The organism is Candidatus Zixiibacteriota bacterium, from assembly GCA_034003725.1.
GTDB lineage: Bacteria > Zixibacteria > MSB-5A5 > GN15 > FEB-12 > WJMS01.
Genome location: JAVEYB010000002.1, coordinates 226,223 through 244,170, shown reverse-complemented (window position 1 = coordinate 244,170; position 17,948 = coordinate 226,223). Strand labels below are relative to the sequence as shown.

The 17,948-nt window shown below is 58.1% G+C and carries 10 protein-coding genes and 1 tRNA gene; 10 read left to right on the top strand and 1 reads right to left on the bottom strand.

The features are described from left to right. Nucleotides 1-165: 165 nt before the first annotated feature. The 7 genes from RBT76_03960 to RBT76_03930 all read left to right on the top strand — a co-directional run bounded on the left by RBT76_03960 (nt 166) and on the right by RBT76_03930 (nt 8,773). Nucleotides 166-2,328 carry a PBP1A family penicillin-binding protein gene (locus RBT76_03960; GenBank protein ID MDX9856924.1) on the top strand — a complete coding sequence of 721 codons (2,163 nt, stop codon included), beginning with the start codon at nt 166-168 and terminating at the stop codon, nt 2,326-2,328. A 122-nt stretch (nt 2,329-2,450) separates the two neighbouring features. Next, nucleotides 2,451-2,534: transfer RNA gene (locus RBT76_03955), tRNA-Leu, on the top strand. A gap of 166 nt (nt 2,535-2,700) precedes the next feature. Continuing rightward, the gene (locus RBT76_03950) at nt 2,701-3,120 is read left to right on the top strand and encodes a hypothetical protein (GenBank protein ID MDX9856923.1); all 420 of its coding nucleotides are present in this window, start codon (nt 2,701-2,703) and stop codon (nt 3,118-3,120) included. Next, nucleotides 3,120-4,295, top strand: a complete 1,176-nt coding sequence (locus RBT76_03945) for a hypothetical protein (protein MDX9856922.1) — start codon at nt 3,120-3,122, stop codon at nt 4,293-4,295. Before RBT76_03950 ends, RBT76_03945 begins: the two co-directional genes overlap by 1 nt. Nucleotides 4,296-4,391: 96 nt before the next feature. Then, entirely contained in the window at nt 4,392-4,943 is a 552-nt protein-coding gene (locus RBT76_03940; GenBank protein MDX9856921.1) for a hypothetical protein, read from the top strand. Between the two features lie 60 nt (nt 4,944-5,003). Continuing rightward, nucleotides 5,004-5,801: a PKD domain-containing protein gene (locus RBT76_03935; protein MDX9856920.1), complete on the top strand. Its 798-nt coding sequence runs from the start codon at nt 5,004-5,006 to the stop codon at nt 5,799-5,801. Nucleotides 5,802-6,079: 278 nt separating this feature from the next. Next, on the top strand, nt 6,080-8,773 hold the full coding sequence (locus RBT76_03930; GenBank protein MDX9856919.1) for a MopE-related protein: 2,694 nt from the start codon (nt 6,080-6,082) through the stop codon (nt 8,771-8,773). 168 nt (nt 8,774-8,941) lie between these two features. On the opposite strand, the gene pepF is transcribed toward RBT76_03930, so the two are convergent. Beyond that, entirely contained in the window at nt 8,942-10,846 is a 1,905-nt protein-coding gene (gene pepF / locus RBT76_03925; protein MDX9856918.1) for an oligoendopeptidase F, read from the bottom strand. A 264-nt stretch (nt 10,847-11,110) separates the two neighbouring features. Between pepF and ettA the strand changes: the two genes are divergently transcribed. From ettA to RBT76_03910, 3 genes are all read left to right on the top strand, one after another. After that, nucleotides 11,111-12,787 (top strand): energy-dependent translational throttle protein EttA, encoded by a 1,677-nt coding sequence (gene ettA / locus RBT76_03920; GenBank protein MDX9856917.1) that lies wholly within the window; start codon nt 11,111-11,113, stop codon nt 12,785-12,787. Between the two features lie 248 nt (nt 12,788-13,035). Beyond that, nucleotides 13,036-15,225: a M20/M25/M40 family metallo-hydrolase gene (locus RBT76_03915; GenBank protein ID MDX9856916.1), complete on the top strand. Its 2,190-nt coding sequence runs from the start codon at nt 13,036-13,038 to the stop codon at nt 15,223-15,225. Between the two features lie 174 nt (nt 15,226-15,399). After that, nucleotides 15,400-17,631: a lectin like domain-containing protein gene (locus RBT76_03910; protein MDX9856915.1), complete on the top strand. Its 2,232-nt coding sequence runs from the start codon at nt 15,400-15,402 to the stop codon at nt 17,629-17,631. Nucleotides 17,632-17,948 lie beyond the last annotated feature (317 nt).

Here is a 17,948-nt window from a genome sequence, read left to right as displayed (position 1 = left end):
GCATCATCTTTTTGTCACTATCGGCATATAACTTAGGAGGTTCATCGTCGCCCGCGCGCGGGCGAAAACTTGAGAATACCGCTGGAGGCGTCAAAAAGCAACGAGAGATAGCCTTCAGCCGCTTTTAAGTTGACTTGTTCCGGTTTTTCCGGGTAAATAAGCGCCATGCCGATTTTTCGAAAAGACAAACCGCCCCGCAAGTATGATCCCCGCAGGGTTCGCAACTCCCTGATCATCCTTGCTGCCCTGATTATCGTCTTCTTCGTCATCGTGGGCGCCCGGACATATCACATTTACCAGTCCGAGTTGCCGTCCTTTGAGCAGCTCCACAATATAGAACCGAATCTCAAAACCAAAATCTTCGGCCGCAATGGCGAGCTGTTAAAAGAATTCTATTCCGAAAACCGCGCCCTGACGCCCCTGTCCGAGATGCCCCGCCCGCTGATCGACATGTTGATCGCCACCGAAGACCGCGAGTTTTATGATCACTGGGGCATCAATATCCGCCGCGCCGCAATCGTCGCGATCAATAACCTCCTGAAGATGGAGATCGAAGCCGGCGCATCGACCATCACGCAGCAACTGTCACGCATGCTGTTTCTTACCCGTCAACAGACGCTCGAAAGAAAAATCAAGGAAGCCCTGACCGCGGTAAAACTGGAGCGAACCTATTCCAAAAACGAGATCATCGAGATGTATCTCAACCAGTATTACTTCAGCCGGGGGGCGTACGGGATCGCGGCGGCGGCCAATCTCTTTTTCAACAAACGACCGGCCGAAATGAACCTCAATGACTGCGCCATTGTCATCGGACTGCTCAAGGGGCCAAACATCAATTCACCCCTCAACAATCCCGACAAGGCGCTCAAGGCGCGAAACCGGGTTCTGCACTCCTACTACAGCAACGGTGGAATCTCCAAAGCGGTCTACGACTCGCTCAGGAATGAGCCGCTGGTGATCTCCTCGCCCGAAGAGGAAGCCGGAACGGCGCCATTCTTTACCGAGTGGATCCGGCAGCACATTCTCGAAAAGTACGGCGAGGACGTTCTGTACTCGGGCGGACTCAAAGTCTACACCACGCTCGACGCCGGTCTGCAGCAGGATGCCGAAGTCGCGCTCGAGAAGAAGCTGTCGGAAATCCAGCAGCGCATCGAGAGCCAGTACACGATGTCCAACACCGCGTACACCGAGACGTTGCCGGACACGGTTGACGCGTTCGGGGACCCCATACGGACGTACAAGAAAATTCAGGGGGCCTTTGTCGCGATCGATAACAGTAACGGCGACATCCTCGCCCTGATCGGCGGGCGCTCCTGGGCCGACACCAAGTACAATCGCGCCGTGCAGGGCACCGGCCGACCGGCCGGTTCGGCGTTCAAGCCCTTCATTTACACGGCCGCCATCGACAACGGCTTTCGGACGACTGAAATTATCGACGACAACCCCATCGTTCTCGACATCCCCGGAGCCAAACAGTGGCGCCCTCACAACTACGACGGCAAGTTCCTGGGACCGATCACTCTCCGGGACGGCATCAGGATGTCACGCAACCTGGTCGCGATCAGGCTCCTTCTTCGCATCAACCCCGAAGAACCGATCTTTTATGCCAAACGGATGGGTATCACGACCTCTCTTGATCCCGTGCCGTCGCTTGCACTTGGCGTCAGCGACGTCCGGCCCGTTGAACTGGTCTCGGCATACACGACATTCCCGAACCAGGGGATACATATCCCCTACCGCTTCATCTACAAGATCGTCGATCGATACGGCCGGGTTCTCGAAGACAATTCGGCCGTCCGCAAGGAAGAAGTCCTGTCGGCCCAGACTGCCTATATCATGGTCGATATGATGGAATCGGTCCTTGAATCCGGTACCGGGCGCGGCGCCCGGTGGCGCGGTTTCACCCGTCCTGCGGGCGGCAAGACGGGCACCTCACAGAGCTTCTGTGACAACTGGTTTGTTGGCTTCACACCGCAGATAACCGCAGGTGCCTGGGTCGGATTCGACGACCGCACGTCGATCGGTCGCAACCAGGATGGCGCCAAAAACGGCCTGCCCGTCTGGACCGAGTTTATGATGGCTGCTCACGACTCGTTGCCGATAATGGACTTCGAAGAGCCCGAGGGCCTCGTCCATCTCGACGTCTGCCTTGAGTCCGGCGAACTGGCCACCGACCGGTGTTTGAACGTCCGCAACGAAATCTTCACCGTGGACAACCAGCCAACCTCGACCTGCCACCTGCACCCCTCCAAAGGGCTGTATGTCCCTCGCCAGCGGGCCGAAGACCTTATCCCCGAAGACACCACCGACGAGCGCACGCATTTCTGAGCGCGGCAGTATACGCACTGCGCAGCACTCGCGTCACCCTCAGCCTGTCGAAGGATTACGCCGCAGATCAGTATTGACATCTCCCCCGTCCTGTTATAGTATTGTCAGCCTACCGATTGAATGCCGGAGTGGTGAAACTGGTAGACGCAGGGGACTCAAAATCCCCCGATGGCAACATCGTGTCGGTTCGAGTCCGACCTCCGGCATATCTTCGACCTCGCCCCCCACGCTCCCCCCTCCAAATAGTCGCCAAATCGCCCCATGTATCCAAAAAAACATTGGCAATACTTAATTTGTATGGTATACTTTAGACCATAGGCTGACTTGTCCATTATAGTATTGTACGGTACTCCGCGCGTTGGGATTGTGGGTATGAAATCAGTGATGCGTCTACTTCTGGCTCTTTGCCCGATACTTCTCTTCCTGTCGCTATCCCCTCCTATGCCGGCGTTCGCCGCCGACTCCGTATTTGTTGATCTCGACGGCGACGGATTTGATGACATGGCCGAAGACTCGGATAACGATGGCATCCCCGACCTCGCCGAAAAACGTCCACCACCCCAGATCATTGCGGTCGATAATCCCGGTGCGTCGTTTTTCGCTGGATTGACCGCCCAGGCGGTTGTCGAAGAACACCTGAGCGTCCTTCAGAGGTTTAAACTGCGGGAGTTCGCCGTTCGAGACATCAACAGCTGCCGGTCTGACCTTAATCGTGCCTTTGACGCCGACAGTGGTCCGGGGACCAACCTCAGCGGTGGTGGCAGCCGATGCGTTGGAGGGATCTGCTTCTGATGCGTACTGTTCTCTTCGTCGCATGCTTCGCTGCGCTGTTACTGGTGATGTGTGGCACCAGCTCGGCCGAACTTGGGCCTCTGGAGATCGAGATCGGATTATCCGGCGGAAACATCAGCAACCTCATCAAAGACTCCACCGACCGCGGAACGTCCTACTCTACTGCAAGTCTCGACGTGGGACTTCACCCCGCGTCTTTTGCTGAACTCCAGTTCATCGCCCAGCACACGATGTACGGTCAGATCGGAGACCTCGGAAACATCATGTACGGAATTGGCGGTACGCTCCTGCCACTCTCGGAGAAATCTCCGTTCCAACTCTATCTGACCGGCCACTATCGGGATCGCGAGTATCGCGAGGAAATGTCCGACATCACCTCGACGGAGTTCTCGAGCGGTGAATACGACGCGATGCTGACGGCCGCCTATCGCGTGAATGGCGCGACCCGCATTCGCACGGGGGTGTCGTACAGCTCCACCTCATATGGCCTCGACGACATCCGCGACCGGGTCACCAGCGATTTCTTCGCGGGGATCAACGCCGCGCTGCCGGGGCGGATTGCCCTCGATGTCGAAGGCGGTGTGACCCTCGGCAATCTTGATTATGTTCCTCGCCGTACTGGAGGGATTCGGCCCGACCGCTCGTACGAGGTCCTCGAAGAAGGTAATCTGAACACGCTGTATTTCTCGCCACGGCTGTCTCGGTCGGTTGGCGCCCGCACCGGCGTCTCAGTTACCTATGCCTACCGCGAATTCATCGAACAGCCCGACAGCGCCGTCGTGTACGGATACTCGACCAACATTCTCTCGCCATGGGCGTCGAGTTACGAAGGCAACGCCGTTTCCATCACTCTCAAGACGTATCTTGTACCGCGCCTGATCGTATCGGCCGGAGCCGGTTACTGGACGAAAGACTACCTGACGACGGTCGAAGGAGAGTGGCGCCCTGACCCCTTCATGGGGGGAATGGTTCGCATTATCTCGACATTGTTCGCCCGTGAGCGCCGCGACGATCAGCGGCGCGTCTTCGCCCAGGTGCAGTGGCCGATTGCAGCCCACAGCGGCTATATCATCGAGCCGTCGCTGCACCTGTCGCACACGTACAACTCCTCATCGATTGACGTGTACGACTACCGAGATTTTTCGATTTCGACCGGCGTAACCGTCCGACTGTAGTTGACGATAGTCTGGTCCGCGGACCTTGGCGGACCATGTGATCGATAGCAGAAAGTAGCGACACGTCCGTTTACCAGCTTCACAGGGAGACATTTCATGAAGCTACTGACAAAAAGCCGATGGTACGTTGCGTGCGCGCTGATCCTCGCGGTTGCCGGGATCGCCTATGGCGGCGACTTCAATGTGGTTCGCCAGGCACGCGTCTACGAGCAGGTCATTGCCGGCGAAAGCCCCTCATTTAATGAGGTAGGGCGAGCCGACTACACCGGCACCATTCGTGTCTACATCGTGGAACCGATCTCGCGCTGGTGGGATAGCGAAGGGAAACGTTACAGCTTTGGATTTCTCGACTGGGGTTTGGTCGAAGCGATAGTGGTTCCCGATAACGGCGTCTACAAACGAACCGTGGAGTGGAACGCCACGACCGCCGGATGGTCCGGGGTTGAGGAAGACAGTATCCAGGCGACCGTCGCGCTGTTCAACAGCGCCGGATACACAGCCGATGCGTATCCCGGCTACGGGTACTGGTTCACCGCCCACAACGCCGATGCTGCCGCTGCCGCTGAGCCCGGCGCCGTCGGCCGCAACTCCACTGACGGCGGCTTCACCCACACTGTATTTATTGAGCAGGGATCGGCAACCTGGTGACCGAGTTGCCCGGAAGCCAGCCGTGCGCTGGATTCAGTGTTTTTCCACGACAAGTACAATATGCACTACGTTTCAATGATCTGCGACAAGGTCTCCAAGGCCTATGATCGCATGGATCTGGATTACAATTTTGCGGGATACCCCTCCTGTTTCTTCGACGGCGGCGATGAAGTTGTCGTCGGCGGTCCGTCAAACGCCGACCCGATGCGCGCCGCCGTGCAGGCGTGCGGTGCAAGATCCGTCGTTCCGCTGGATATGATCGTCGCTACCGATTGGATCGCCAACTATCGAATGAAAGTCCGAATCAAAATCGGTAACGGTGTGCCCGCGAATGTCGCGCCCGACGATCCGGTCGCGCCGACCGGTCCGACCGCCTGCCCGCTCAACTCGGCGCAGAACTTCCAGGCGACGATCGCCGACTCGGACAACGATAGCCTGCTGGTCGATTGGGATTTCGGCGACGGAGGCACCACCGGCTGGACCGGACCGTTCGCACCCGGTACCGTCTCTCGGTCACATGCCTACCAGTTGGCCGGCGACTACCAGGTTCGGGTGCGCATCAATGACCGATTCGGCGAGATCTCGGACTGGTCCCCGGCCCTGAATGTCACGGCCGCCTGCTGTTTGGGTTCAACAGGAAACATCAATAACGACACCGGCGGCGCCGTGGATCTCTCGGATCTGATTTACCTCGTGAATTTCCTGTTCCTCGGAGGTACGGCGCCCCAGTGTGCGGCTGCCGCTAACGTAAACGGCGACACCTCATGTAATGTTGATTTGTCTGACCTGATCTACCTGGTCAACTTTTTATTCCTTGGCGGTTCGTCTCCGACCGCGTGCGCCCCCGCGTGCGAATAAAAGACGTATATCGCCGTTCATGACTCAGCCGGGAGGCTCCATAATGGGCCCCCCGGCTCTCTTTTTCCAAAGGCGACGAGTTCTGTCTTGACAATAAGGGTCAAACGGCCCTTATTGGGGGTGAAGGCAAGTGTCTCTCCCGGATTCTCTAACACGCATTTCGAAGCGACGAAAGCTGACTGCACAGTCTTCCATCGGGGCTCTTCCGTCGTATGCGTGTGTGGATTGTATAGCAGTCATTCGACCATATCCATAAACTTCTGTCAGGAGGCTATCTCATGAATCCACGCTTACGGGCACTAGGTGTGGTTCTGGTGCTTTCCCTTTGTTTGTCGCAACCGGCGGGTGCGACCATCCACAACATCAGCATCGGCAACTTCTTCTTCACGCCGTCCAACATCACCGTATCCTATGGCGACACGGTGCAGTGGACGCTGGTCGCGGGAGTTCACTCGACTACGTCCGACTTCACGTCGCGAAAATTCTGGGACTCGGGAGTGATGGGAACTGCCGGTATGTCCTACCAAATCGTGATAACTCCGCTCGATGGTCCAGGTCCGTTCCCCTACCACTGCAGCGTTCACCCGGCCATGGTGGATACAATCTTCGTGTTCACCCCGTATCCGAACAGCAATGTCAATCCGAACTTCGGCATCGGCCGGGATCAGAACAATGCGTCGGTAGCCATTAGCGAACTCGCCAACGGCGAAGTCTACTCGACCTTCAATGAGTTTATGGTCCCGGGAGCGAACGCCCCCACACAGGTAGGGTGGTCATGGTCTCCGACCGGCGGCGCCATCGGCACCTGGACCAATGGCATCAAGCCTCCTGACCCGGGATTCACGGAGGAGTGGAATCCCTGGATCACCGCAACCATCCCACCGGCAGGCGGGTACTTCATGGTCTCTTCACAGCGCAATGGTCCGCCGTGGGCGCCGGTTGCAAACGCAATCGTGGCCAATATCAGTCCGGGCGGCGGTGCAGGCTTTGTCCCCGGGGCGCCCTTCGCCTTTAACGTCCCCGGCGTCACATGGGTCGACTTTCCGGTAGTCGAAGCCGATGACATCGCGCTGGCCCCCGTCCCCGGCGAGACCCACCTTCTCTGGACCGAGTTCACCGACGCCACCGGCGGCGACGCCGACGGCAACGGCAATCCGTATGATGACCTCGGTGACGTGTGGACGCTCTGGACTACCTCCACCAACACGGTTGGCCCCGGTGCATCGCCGGTCTATCCGGGTTTTGCGCCCCTTACTCCGCTGTTCGGCCCGGTACCCGTGTATCCGAACTCCCCGGGTTCGCATCGCGGGGCGCTTGATGTGCTTGATACTCCCAACCCGCTGCTCGGACCGGGCGCAGTCTATGTCGCCATGCGAGACCTCATGGCCGGAGTCGTGCTTGTCGACGCCAACCCGGCCCCGGGACTCGGTGCGCCGTGGGGAGCACTCACCGGCGGCGCCGGGCCTATGGCCGTAGCTCCGGGCCCGCCGATTCCGCAGATAATTGCGCCGGGGATTGACGCCTGCAACCATGTGACCATCGCCACCCAGCTTCACCCGGTATGTCCGGGGGCCGTGTTCGTCGCATGGGATGACATGGTTACCGGCGATGCCGACATCTTTTTCTCGGCCAGCTTTGACGGCGGCCTCACCTGGTCGGTCGCCACACGGATCAATCAGGATCCCGCTGGAAACGGCCTCGACCAGTGGGCGCCTCACATGCGGGTGGATGCCAATACGGGCGAGATCATAGTAACCTACTATGACCGTCGTAATGACCCGGGCAATATCCTCACGCAGGTGTGGGCCTCCACATCTCCCGATTGCGGTGTCACCTGGGTCGACGCCATGGTATCACTCGGAGGAGGCTTCCCCCCGAATTCGCTGACACCGGGTTCGCTGGGACAAAAGTTCAGCGACTACCTCGGCACCGACTTTCATCTCGCGCAGGGTCCCGCGTTCGTTTGGAACGACGGCCGCAACTTTGCCGATCAGGACATCTTCTTCAGCGGCCTGAAGCGGGCTGACACCGATGCCGACGGTATTCCCGACGACGTCGACAACTGCCCGACCGTATTCAATCCTTCTCAGGCGAACGGTGACGGTGATCCGGCGGGGACCGCCTGCGACTGCGACGACACCAATCCCAACGTGTATCCCGGCGCCCCCGAGATTCCCAACGATGGCATCGATCAGGACTGCGACGGTGTCGATGCGGTGCTCTGCTATCAGGACGTCGACAGTGATACATTCGGAGATATGCTGGATCCGGGGACCATTAACCTCAACGGCACCTGCGGGCCCGGCTTCTCCGCCAACAATTTTGACTGCGACGACAACAACGCAGGGATCAATCCGGCCGCATTCGACATTCCGTTCGACGCCATCGATCAGGACTGCAACGGAGTCGACGCCGTGATGTGTTATGTTGATCTCGACCTGGACACCTACGGAGACATTCTCGATCCCGGGACATATAGCCCGGTCGGCGTATGCAACGTAGGTTTCGTAGTCAACAACACCGACTGCAACGACGCAACCGCCGCGATAAATCCGGGCGCCACCGACGTATGCAACGGGGTCGATGACAACTGCAACGGCGTCAGCGACGATCCGTTCCCGGATCCCGATGCCGACGGCTGGGGCTCGCCCTGCGACAATTGCCCGTTGAACTTCAATCCGCTGCAGGAAGACACCGATATAGATGGCATCGGTGACTCCTGTGATACCGGCGGCTGCTGTGTCTCTCCGACCGGCAACGTGAACAACGACGCGCTCAGCGCGATCGACCTGTCCGATCTGATCTATCTGGTCAACTACCTGTTCCTCGGCGGACCCGCCCCGGTCTGCCCGGGCGAAGCTAACGTCAACGGTGACGCCGCCTGTGCCATTGATCTGTCCGATCTCATCGCACTCGTCAACTATCTCTTCCTCGGCGGCGCCGCTCCGGCGGCCTGTGTCCCCGGTTGTTGACGAAGCAGCAGACTTCGTGATTCGGCGGGGGCGGACCACACGGTTCGCCCCCGCTGTCTTGTCCGCCTCGCCGTTATCTCCCGTGCTTTTGCTCTACAAAACAAAAGGGCCGGCTGAACCTGCAGCCGGCCCCAATCCTCTGTGCGAGGATTCCCGGGAAGGGGTCTGTCAGATCTTCTGCAACTCCGCTTCGAATCTCGATACCAGTTCGTCCAGCTGCGCAACCACCGCCTGGATCGTCTCCGGCTTCGCAAGATTGGCCCCGGCCGCCTGCAGTTGGTTCATCGGATAGTCGTTCCCTCCCGATCGAAGCAATGTCAGGTACCGTTTGATCGCCGCGTTGCGCGTGGCTTCGTCTTCGGACCGGATGTCATTCATCAACTGGGCCGAGGAAGCAAAACAGGTGGCGTATTTGTAGACATAGTACGGCGAGCCGTAAAAATGCGAAATGCGGGTCCACGTGGAACCGTACAGATCATCAAGTTCCACCGCATCGCCGTAATACTCCTGCAGCAACGAGAAATACAACTGCCGAAGCGCCTCGGCGGTTACCGGTCGCCCCTCCTCAACCATCCGATGCGCCTGCCACTCGAAATCCGCGAACATGACCTGGGTATAAAACGTCCCCATGATATTTTCAATCGAGTGCTGAAGCAGCGCCACCCGTTCCTTCGGATCGTCGGTGCGCTCCATCATGTAATCGAGGAACAGCGCCTCATTGAGAGTCGAGGCCACCTCTGCAACGAAAATCGTATAGCTGGCGGTGGCAAACGGCTGCGTCTCGTCCGACAACTGCGTGTGCATGCAGTGGCCGACCTCGTGTGCGACCGTGAAGACGTCTTCCAGCGTGCCGTTGAAGTTCAGCAAAAGATACGGGTGCACCCCGTAGACGCCTGCCGAGTAAGCTCCGCTGGACTTGCCTTCGTTTTCATACACGTCCACCCACCGGTCCGTGAACACCCGCCGCATCTTGCTCTGATACTCCTCACCCAGCGGCTCGACCGACGCAATGATATGCTCGGTGATATCGTCGTACTTGTACGTCTTGTCGATATCGACAATCGGGATTGACCCGTCGTAGAGATGGTACGTGTCCAGCCCGAGCCTGTCTTTCCGCAATTTCATATACCGGCGTACGGGTTCCGTTCCTGCCTTGACCGTGCTTAACAGCGTCTCAAAGACTTCGTGCGGGACGTTGTCGCCGAACAGCGCCGCGTCAAGCGTCGACCCGTAGTTGCGCGCCTGCGCCAACGCCCAGTCGCGCTGAAGGATTCCGTTGTATATCGATGCGTACGTATTCACGTTCGTGTGATAGACGCTGTAATGAGCCTCAAATGCCTTGCGCCGGTCTTCCTGGTTGCGATTCGTGGCCAGAATATTGTAGTAGTTGCCGGGCGTAACCCGAACCGTGGAACCGTCCGAAAGCGTAATTTCGGGAAAGTCGATATCCGAAGTCGACAACTCATCGTGGATGGCACCGGGTATGCCGTTGAACTGGCTGAAGTACGAGAGCAGTTTCTCCTGCTCGGGAGTCAGCACGTGCTCCTGTGACCGATACAGGTCTTCAATACTGAACGCGTACGGCGCGAGCTCCGGCGATTTGTTCAACCATCCCTTCATCGTGTCCCACGGAATCGAAAGCAGTTCGGGGTTGAACCACGAGGTCGCCGAGTTGAACTTGGCGAGCAAAATCTGCACTTCCTGCAATTTGGCCGATACTTCGTTGTTACGCGTGTCCGTGTCGCGCATCAACTGGGGATAGCGGTACACCTTGTACAGAAGCATGCCAAGCTGGTCACCCAGCCGATACGCTTTGAGCACCCGGTCGGGACCCTGCGCCAGCGTTCCCTCAAGCGCCGTGTACTGATCCATCAGGGTCTCCAACTCGGCCATCCCTGCCCGCCAGGCGTCCCAGTCGGCATAGATGTCGCTGAAATTCCATTTGTACTTGTCCGGAATAGAATCGCGATCGAGCCCGAACGGCCCGGCAACCGCGACCGATGACATTAGCCCTGCCACACACGCAGCTAGTAGCAGTGAGCGGACGAATGATGCTTTGCGAACAATACGCATAACAAACCTTCCTCTTGTTGCAGATCTACCAATCCCGGGATGCGGCACGCCAGGTCGTCGCCCGCACGAATACTGTCCGTATGTACGCTCCGCACACCGTGTTGGTTTCACCCGATCCTCCTAACCGCTTCAAATGCTGACAGGCCTGACGCAGATTCTGCTTGTCGCGTTCACCAAAAGATTCGTTATTCCGACCGGACATCCGGTAACCACCGACCACGTTCAACGAAATCGCTTTACGAATTGTGAAAGGGTGCTGCGCGCATGACGGACAAGTTCATTTTCACCATGTTGCGGCTCAATAAGTTCTACGGCCAGAAACAGGTTCTTCGTGACATCAGCCTCAGCTTCTACCCCGGCGCCAAAATCGGTATCGTCGGCGAAAACGGCGCCGGCAAGTCAACCGTGCTGCGCATTATGGCGGGAATCGATGATGAATTCCAGGGGCACGCCGTCATCACCCCCGGATATCGGGCCGGCATGGTCAAGCAGGATCCTGATCTGGACCCCACCCTCACTGTCCGTCAGTCCATTGAACAGGCGTTCGCGCAAACAAAAAGTTTGCTCGACGAATACAACGAGATCACGACCAAAATGGCCGAGCCGATGTCCGACGATGAAATGCAGGCCGCCATGGATCGCATGGGGGAATTACAGGACAAACTCGACGCGGCCAACGCCTGGGAACTCGACCGTACCCTGCAGATTGCGTCCGATGCCCTCTGCCTCCCGGACGACGATCAACCGATTTCCACGCTGTCGGGCGGTGAAAAACGCCGTGTCGCGCTCTGCAAGATCCTGCTCGAGCGCCCCGACCTGCTTCTACTTGATGAGCCGACTAACCATCTCGACGCCGAAACCGTCGAATGGCTCGAAGAACAACTTCGCGATTATCCCGGTACCGTCATCGTTGTCACCCATGACCGGTACTTCCTCGACAATATCACGCGGTGGATTCTCGAACTCGAGGGCGGCCACGGCATACCGTGGGAAGGCAATTACAGCTCCTGGCTGGAGCAGAAACTCGCGGTTTTGACCCAACAGGAAAAAGGTGACGGTCCTCGCGGACGACTGCTCTCCCGCGAACTGGCGTTTATAAAAATGTCCAACAAGGACCGCCACGAACTTACGCGGGCCCGCATGGGCGACTACGAAAAACTCGTCGCCAAAGAATCGGCAAGCAAGGACGCGGCCGCCGTCATCCAGATCGCGCCCGGGCCGGAACTTGGACAACAGGTAATCGAGTTCGACGGCGTGTCGAAGTCGTTCGGCGATACTCCCCTCTTCACCGACGTCTCTTTCAAGATTCCTCGTTCCGCCGTCGTGGGATTGATCGGTCCGAACGGCACCGGCAAAACCACGATGCTTCGGCTTATCACCGGACAGGAGCAGCCGGATGCCGGCAAAGTGACACTTGGCTCAACGGTCAAACTAGCCTACGTCGATCAGGAACGGCAGTCCCTCAACGTGTCGCGCCCCTTGATCGAGGAAATCGGCGAGGGCCTGGAAGAACTGCCCTTCGGCAAGCGGACCATCCCTATTCGGCAGTACATGTCTCAATTCGGATTCCGTGGTCCGGATCAGCAGAAAACCGTTGGACAACTTTCCGGCGGCGAGATGAACCGCTGCAACCTCGCCAAAATCCTGAAAGTCGGCGGGAATGTGCTTCTTCTGGACGAGCCCACCAATGACCTCGATGTGAACACCCTGCGAATGCTCGAAGAAGCAATTCTTAACTTCCCCGGCTGTGTACTGGTTATCAGCCACGACCGGTTCTTCCTTGACCGCATCTGCACCCATTTGCTGGTGTTTGAAGGCGCCGGAACAGTGCGCTGGTACGATGGAAACTTCGGCCAGTACGAAGCGTGGCGCGCGAAGGAACTCGGCGCCGGTTTGTATGAAAACAGGCGCAACCGGTATCGCAAGCTGGTGACCCGCTAGACGTTCTCACCAGCCCCCAAACAGCATTTCGACAACGGCAGTCGGACGATATCGCCGGCCGAAACTCAACGTCCCCTCCCTTTTGTGTTGGCAAAATGGGGCAAAATGGCTATATTTTACCCAATTGCACGGACAGCAAGGGCGGTACGTCTTCTCTCTATCGGGCAGACGCGTGTACCGGACGGTGTCCTCACCACCGAAAGTCCGCGGCAGACAGTATGTAGAATCTGTATCAGGAGGGTCTATCGGTGAAACAGTTCATTGTTCTGGTCTTCTGCCTCGCGACACTTGTTCCCGCCGTATCGGCTGATGAAATCTACCGCGTGATCGTCGCCAGTGAAACCGACGCCAAGGACCTTGTCGCTGCCGGTGTCCAGCCGCTTTTGCGACTCAACGACGGTTACCTGGTTCTCGCCGACTCAGACGCTGCTCAGGCTCTGCTTGCCGGTGGACTTGAGGCCCGGCGAGTTGCCGTTGATGTTACACTGGAAGAACTGGCGCTGGATATGAGAATGGACCGCGCCAACACCGGCCGTTATCCGCTGATCTATGACGAGGACGGCATCCGGCTGTATCGGGTAAACCTGAATGACCCGCAGTACCGAGGCCAATTCGTTGAACTGCGGGCGCTCGATCCTGCAGAGGTCAGAATCGAGTATCTCGACTCCAATCCGTACGCCTCGCTGCCCGCTCTCAAATCGCCCCGTTCGATGACTCTGTCGCTGGATTCCCTGATAGCACGTATCTCGCTTGATACGATCCAGGCCCAGCTCAACTATCTCCAGACTCTCTATCGGGTTGCGGGATCGTCCGGGTACACCACCGCACGCAACTGGGCGTACAATAAGTTCTCCTCCTATGGGTACGATTCACTGTTCGTCCAGCCCTTTGTCTCCAGCATCTACGGGACGCCCACCAACTGCTACAATGTAGTCGCAACCAAAGTCGGAGCCTCCTTTCCCAATCACTACGTGATTGTGGGCGGGCACCTCGATGCGGTCCCCGGTTCGCCCGGCGCTGACGACAACGGCACCGGTTCAATCGCGGTGCTTGAAATCGCCCGTGCGCTGGCCGACGTACCCACCGAAATGACCATGGTGTTCGTCCTTTTCGACGCCGAAGAATGGGGCTTGTATGGTGCCAAGTACTATGCTGACCAGGCGGCGCTGCGCGGTGACACGATCGTGTACATGCTGAATATGGATATGATCGGACATTACCAGAATTCAAATCAGGCTAATCTCTTCCATGGCGCCGTCACCGATTTCTCTGAACTGTGGATGGGCCTGGCCGATTCGCTTGTGGGAATCACCGGTGAACTTGCCGGCGTCTCCGCCTCTTCCGACCATTATCCGTTTCAGCAGAAGGGCTGGGAAGTCACGTTCGTCCACGAGTACAACTTCTCGACGGTCTATCACTCGCCTCAGGACAGCACCACCTATGTCAATTTCGATTACTTTCATCGAATGACACAGGCCAGCGCGGCAACCGCCTATTACGTCAGTGAGCAGGCCGGCTGGACCTCCTTCAGCGCTGATACTACTGTGGGATGGGTGCCCTTCACCGTCAATTTCACGGGCAATACACAATTTAACGCTCTGTCGTGGGCATGGTCATTTGGCGACGGCGACTCCGCCTTCGTCCAGACTCCGTCGCACGAGTATACAGAGTCGGGGCTGCACACTGTGTCGATGCAGATCAGCACCGGCGATGCAACCCGAGAGCTGATCAAGCCGAACTATATCGTGGCGCTCGCCGACTCGATGGTCGGGCCACAGACGCAAAACGCGGTCGCCGGCACTCGAGTTGTCGTGGACGTTCGCGGACGTAATACCGTACCCGTCAACTACCTTGAGGTCCCTGTGGAATATACGGGTACGCTCGGCGCCGTCTTCGATTCCGCCACCACTGTTGGGACGCGTGCTTCACATATGCAGCCTCCCGTCTGGCTCCATTGGGATCCCGCCCGGTTCCGCAAAACCGTCATGGTTCAGTCCGTCGATGCCAATCCGGCCTCCTTCCTCCCGCCCGGCGACGGGCTCCTGATTCGTCTCCACTTCACCGTCCCCGGTGATGCCCAGCTGGGAGAAAGCACGTTCGTCAATCTCGGCGGGTACACCACCCACCTGCCGGTGTTTCACTGGAAGGACCTCGTGTACAATCCGAAGACAATGGGTACCGTTCTGTCGACTGGAAACTGCTGCATTGGATTCACCGGCAACACCGACAACGACACCGAAGGCACTGTCGACCTCGGAGATCTCATGTACCTGGTGAATCACATCTTCCTCGGTGGAGCCGCTCCGGTCTGCCCGGCTGCAGCAAATGTCAACGGGGACAGCGAGTGCGGTGTGGACCTTTCCGATCTAATCTATCTGGTGAATTTCCTGTTTCTGGGTGGTCCTGAACCGGCGGCGTGCAACCCCGCCTGCGAATAGCGTTCCACCCAGCCAAAGCGCCTTCCGCGGGGCTGCCGATTCATCGGCAGTCCCGCTCGTATTTTTTGCGCCGTCCCTCGAAGACTTCAATCTCGTCTTGGAAAATTGCCGACAAAGCCTATATTATTGACAACTTGATCCATTTGGCGATTGTGCGTCGCAAAGGAGTCCTGCATGAAGCGTCTACGCTGCTTTGTAATTGTTACTGCGCTCGTTTGGCTGGCCGCGGCTGCCACCTTTACTCAGACGCCACCCAGCACTTTTGACCTCCGCAACTACAGTGGGCACAACTACGTAACCTCGGTGAAATCGCAGTCGGGCGGCACCTGCTGGACCCACGGGGCAATGTCCGCGATGGAAGGCAACCTGCTGATGACCGGGCTGTGGGCAGCCAACGGAGAGTCCGGCGAGCCCAATCTTGCCGAATACCACCTCGACTGGTGGAACGGTTTCAACGACCACAATAACGATGACATCGACCCGCCCGATGGCGCCGGCCTGACCGTCCATCAGGGCGGTGACTACCGGGTCACCTCGGCTTACCTCAGCCGTGGCGAAGGGGCGGTACGAGATATCGACGGCCAGAGCTACTCGACGCCGCCGGACCGCACCAAACCCAGCTACCACTATTACTATCCGAGAGACATCGAGTGGTACACCCTTGGCCCCAACCTCGAGCGTATCAATCTGATCAAGCAGAAAATTATGGATGAAGGCGTCATGGGCACGTGTATGTGCTACGATGACGCTTTCATTAACGGCAGCTACGTCCACTACCAGCCGCCGAGCAGTTCGCTCGACCCGAACCACGCCGTCGCGATCATCGGCTGGGATGACTCCAAAATCACGCAGGCGCCCCAACCCGGCGCATGGCTCTGCAAGAACAGTTGGGGCTCCTGGTGGGGACTCAGCGGCTACTTCTGGATCTCGTACTACGACAAACACGCCGCCCGCCACCCGGAAATGGGTGCCATCTCCTTCCAGGATGTGGAACCCTTCGCCTGGGACAAAGTCTACTACCATGATTACCACGGCTGGCGCGACACCCGGACCGACGCCGTTGAGGCGTTTAACGCCTTCACCGCCGATGGCGGTGAGCTGCTGCAGGCCGTTAGTTTCTTCACGGCCGTCGACAGCGTAGACTACGTCGTCACGATATATGATCGTTTTGAAGGCGGCGAACTGATGGACGTGCTTGCCACGACATCCGGCATGATCGAATTCACCGGCTTTCACACCATCGACCTCGATCCACCGGTCGGCCTCACTGGCGGTGATGAGTTCTACATCTATGTTTCCCTCTCGGACGGCGGTCATGCGTTCGACCGAACGTCCGATGTTCCCGTCCTCCTGGGAGCCAAGTACCGCACACTTGTTGAATCATCAGCCCAGTCCGGGCAAAGCTACTTTCGTTCGGGCGGCACCTGGCTCGATCTGACAACATTTAACAGCACCGCCAATTTCTGTATCAAAGGTCTGGCCAAAGAGGTCTGCCGGATGGAGGGCTCCAATTGCTTCGGACCGGTCCCGCTGACGGTGCAGTTTACCGGATCGAGCTCGGAGACCGCACTCTCCTGGACGTGGGACTTCGGCGATGGCCAGGGCTCGGACGAGCAGTCGCCGTCGCACACATATACCGAGGCCGGAGCGTATGACGTTCGAATGACAGTCGAAATCCCCGGCTATACCGTGTCGGACTTCGGGCCGGACATGGTCATGGCATTTGCGGACACCGTCTACGCAACCGAGACACTCGGCCATCCCGGTATGTCGGTACGCGTCGATGTATGCGTCTGCAACCATGTCCCGTTGCAGTCGCTTACGCTTCCGGTCAGCTGGGCGGGCGAACTCAACCTCCAGTTCGACTCGTCGCGCACCACCGGCCTGCGCACCGAATCCTTCGTCTACCACCAGTGGATTCATTACGACGGCGGCAATAAGCGAGGCACCTACTTCATCGATCCCACCCAGAATCCCGGTGCGCCGACATTGCCCCCCGGCGACGGGCCCGTTCTGAGTATCTTCTTCACCGTACCGACATCGGCCCTTCCGGGTACCAGCCCCATTTCCGTGAATGGGTATCTGTCTCACTTGCCCTCACTGGTAACCGAAATGGGCAGCTTCACGCCGGACCTCGTGGCAGGATCGATCACGTATCAGGTCGGCTGTTGCGTCGGTATCACGGGCAATGTCAACGGTGATATGGAAGAGTTGGTTGATCTGTCGGATCTCATCTACCTCGTCAATCGACTCTTCCTTGGTGGCCCGGATGCCCCGTGCCCTCCTGAGGCGAACGTAAACGGCGACACCGAATGTAATATCGACCTCTCCGACCTGGTCTATCTGGTCAACAACCTGTTCCTGGGTGGTCCGGCTCCCATGCCGTGCGATCCGAATTGTGAATAGGATCAGGTCAACAATTGACGCTCAGCGCGGGGGATCGGCATTGCAAGCCGATCCCCCGCTTTCTATTCGGCCCGCGGACTGCCATGCTCCCGCCTCGATCACTCGACTTGTTCCCCTAATGCAGGCTCCTTGACAAACAAGGACAAAGCAGTATATTAAATTACTGAGGTTAAGGACGAGGGGCATTCACACAGCGATTGCAGAGCGCATATCTCCGTGATGGAGAGCCTCCGCGAGTTCACCCCATGGAGAACTTCCCTGCTTCGGTGATGACGACGACACCAGTAGCTTGGTTCCTTTCCCGTTCTTTCACGTCT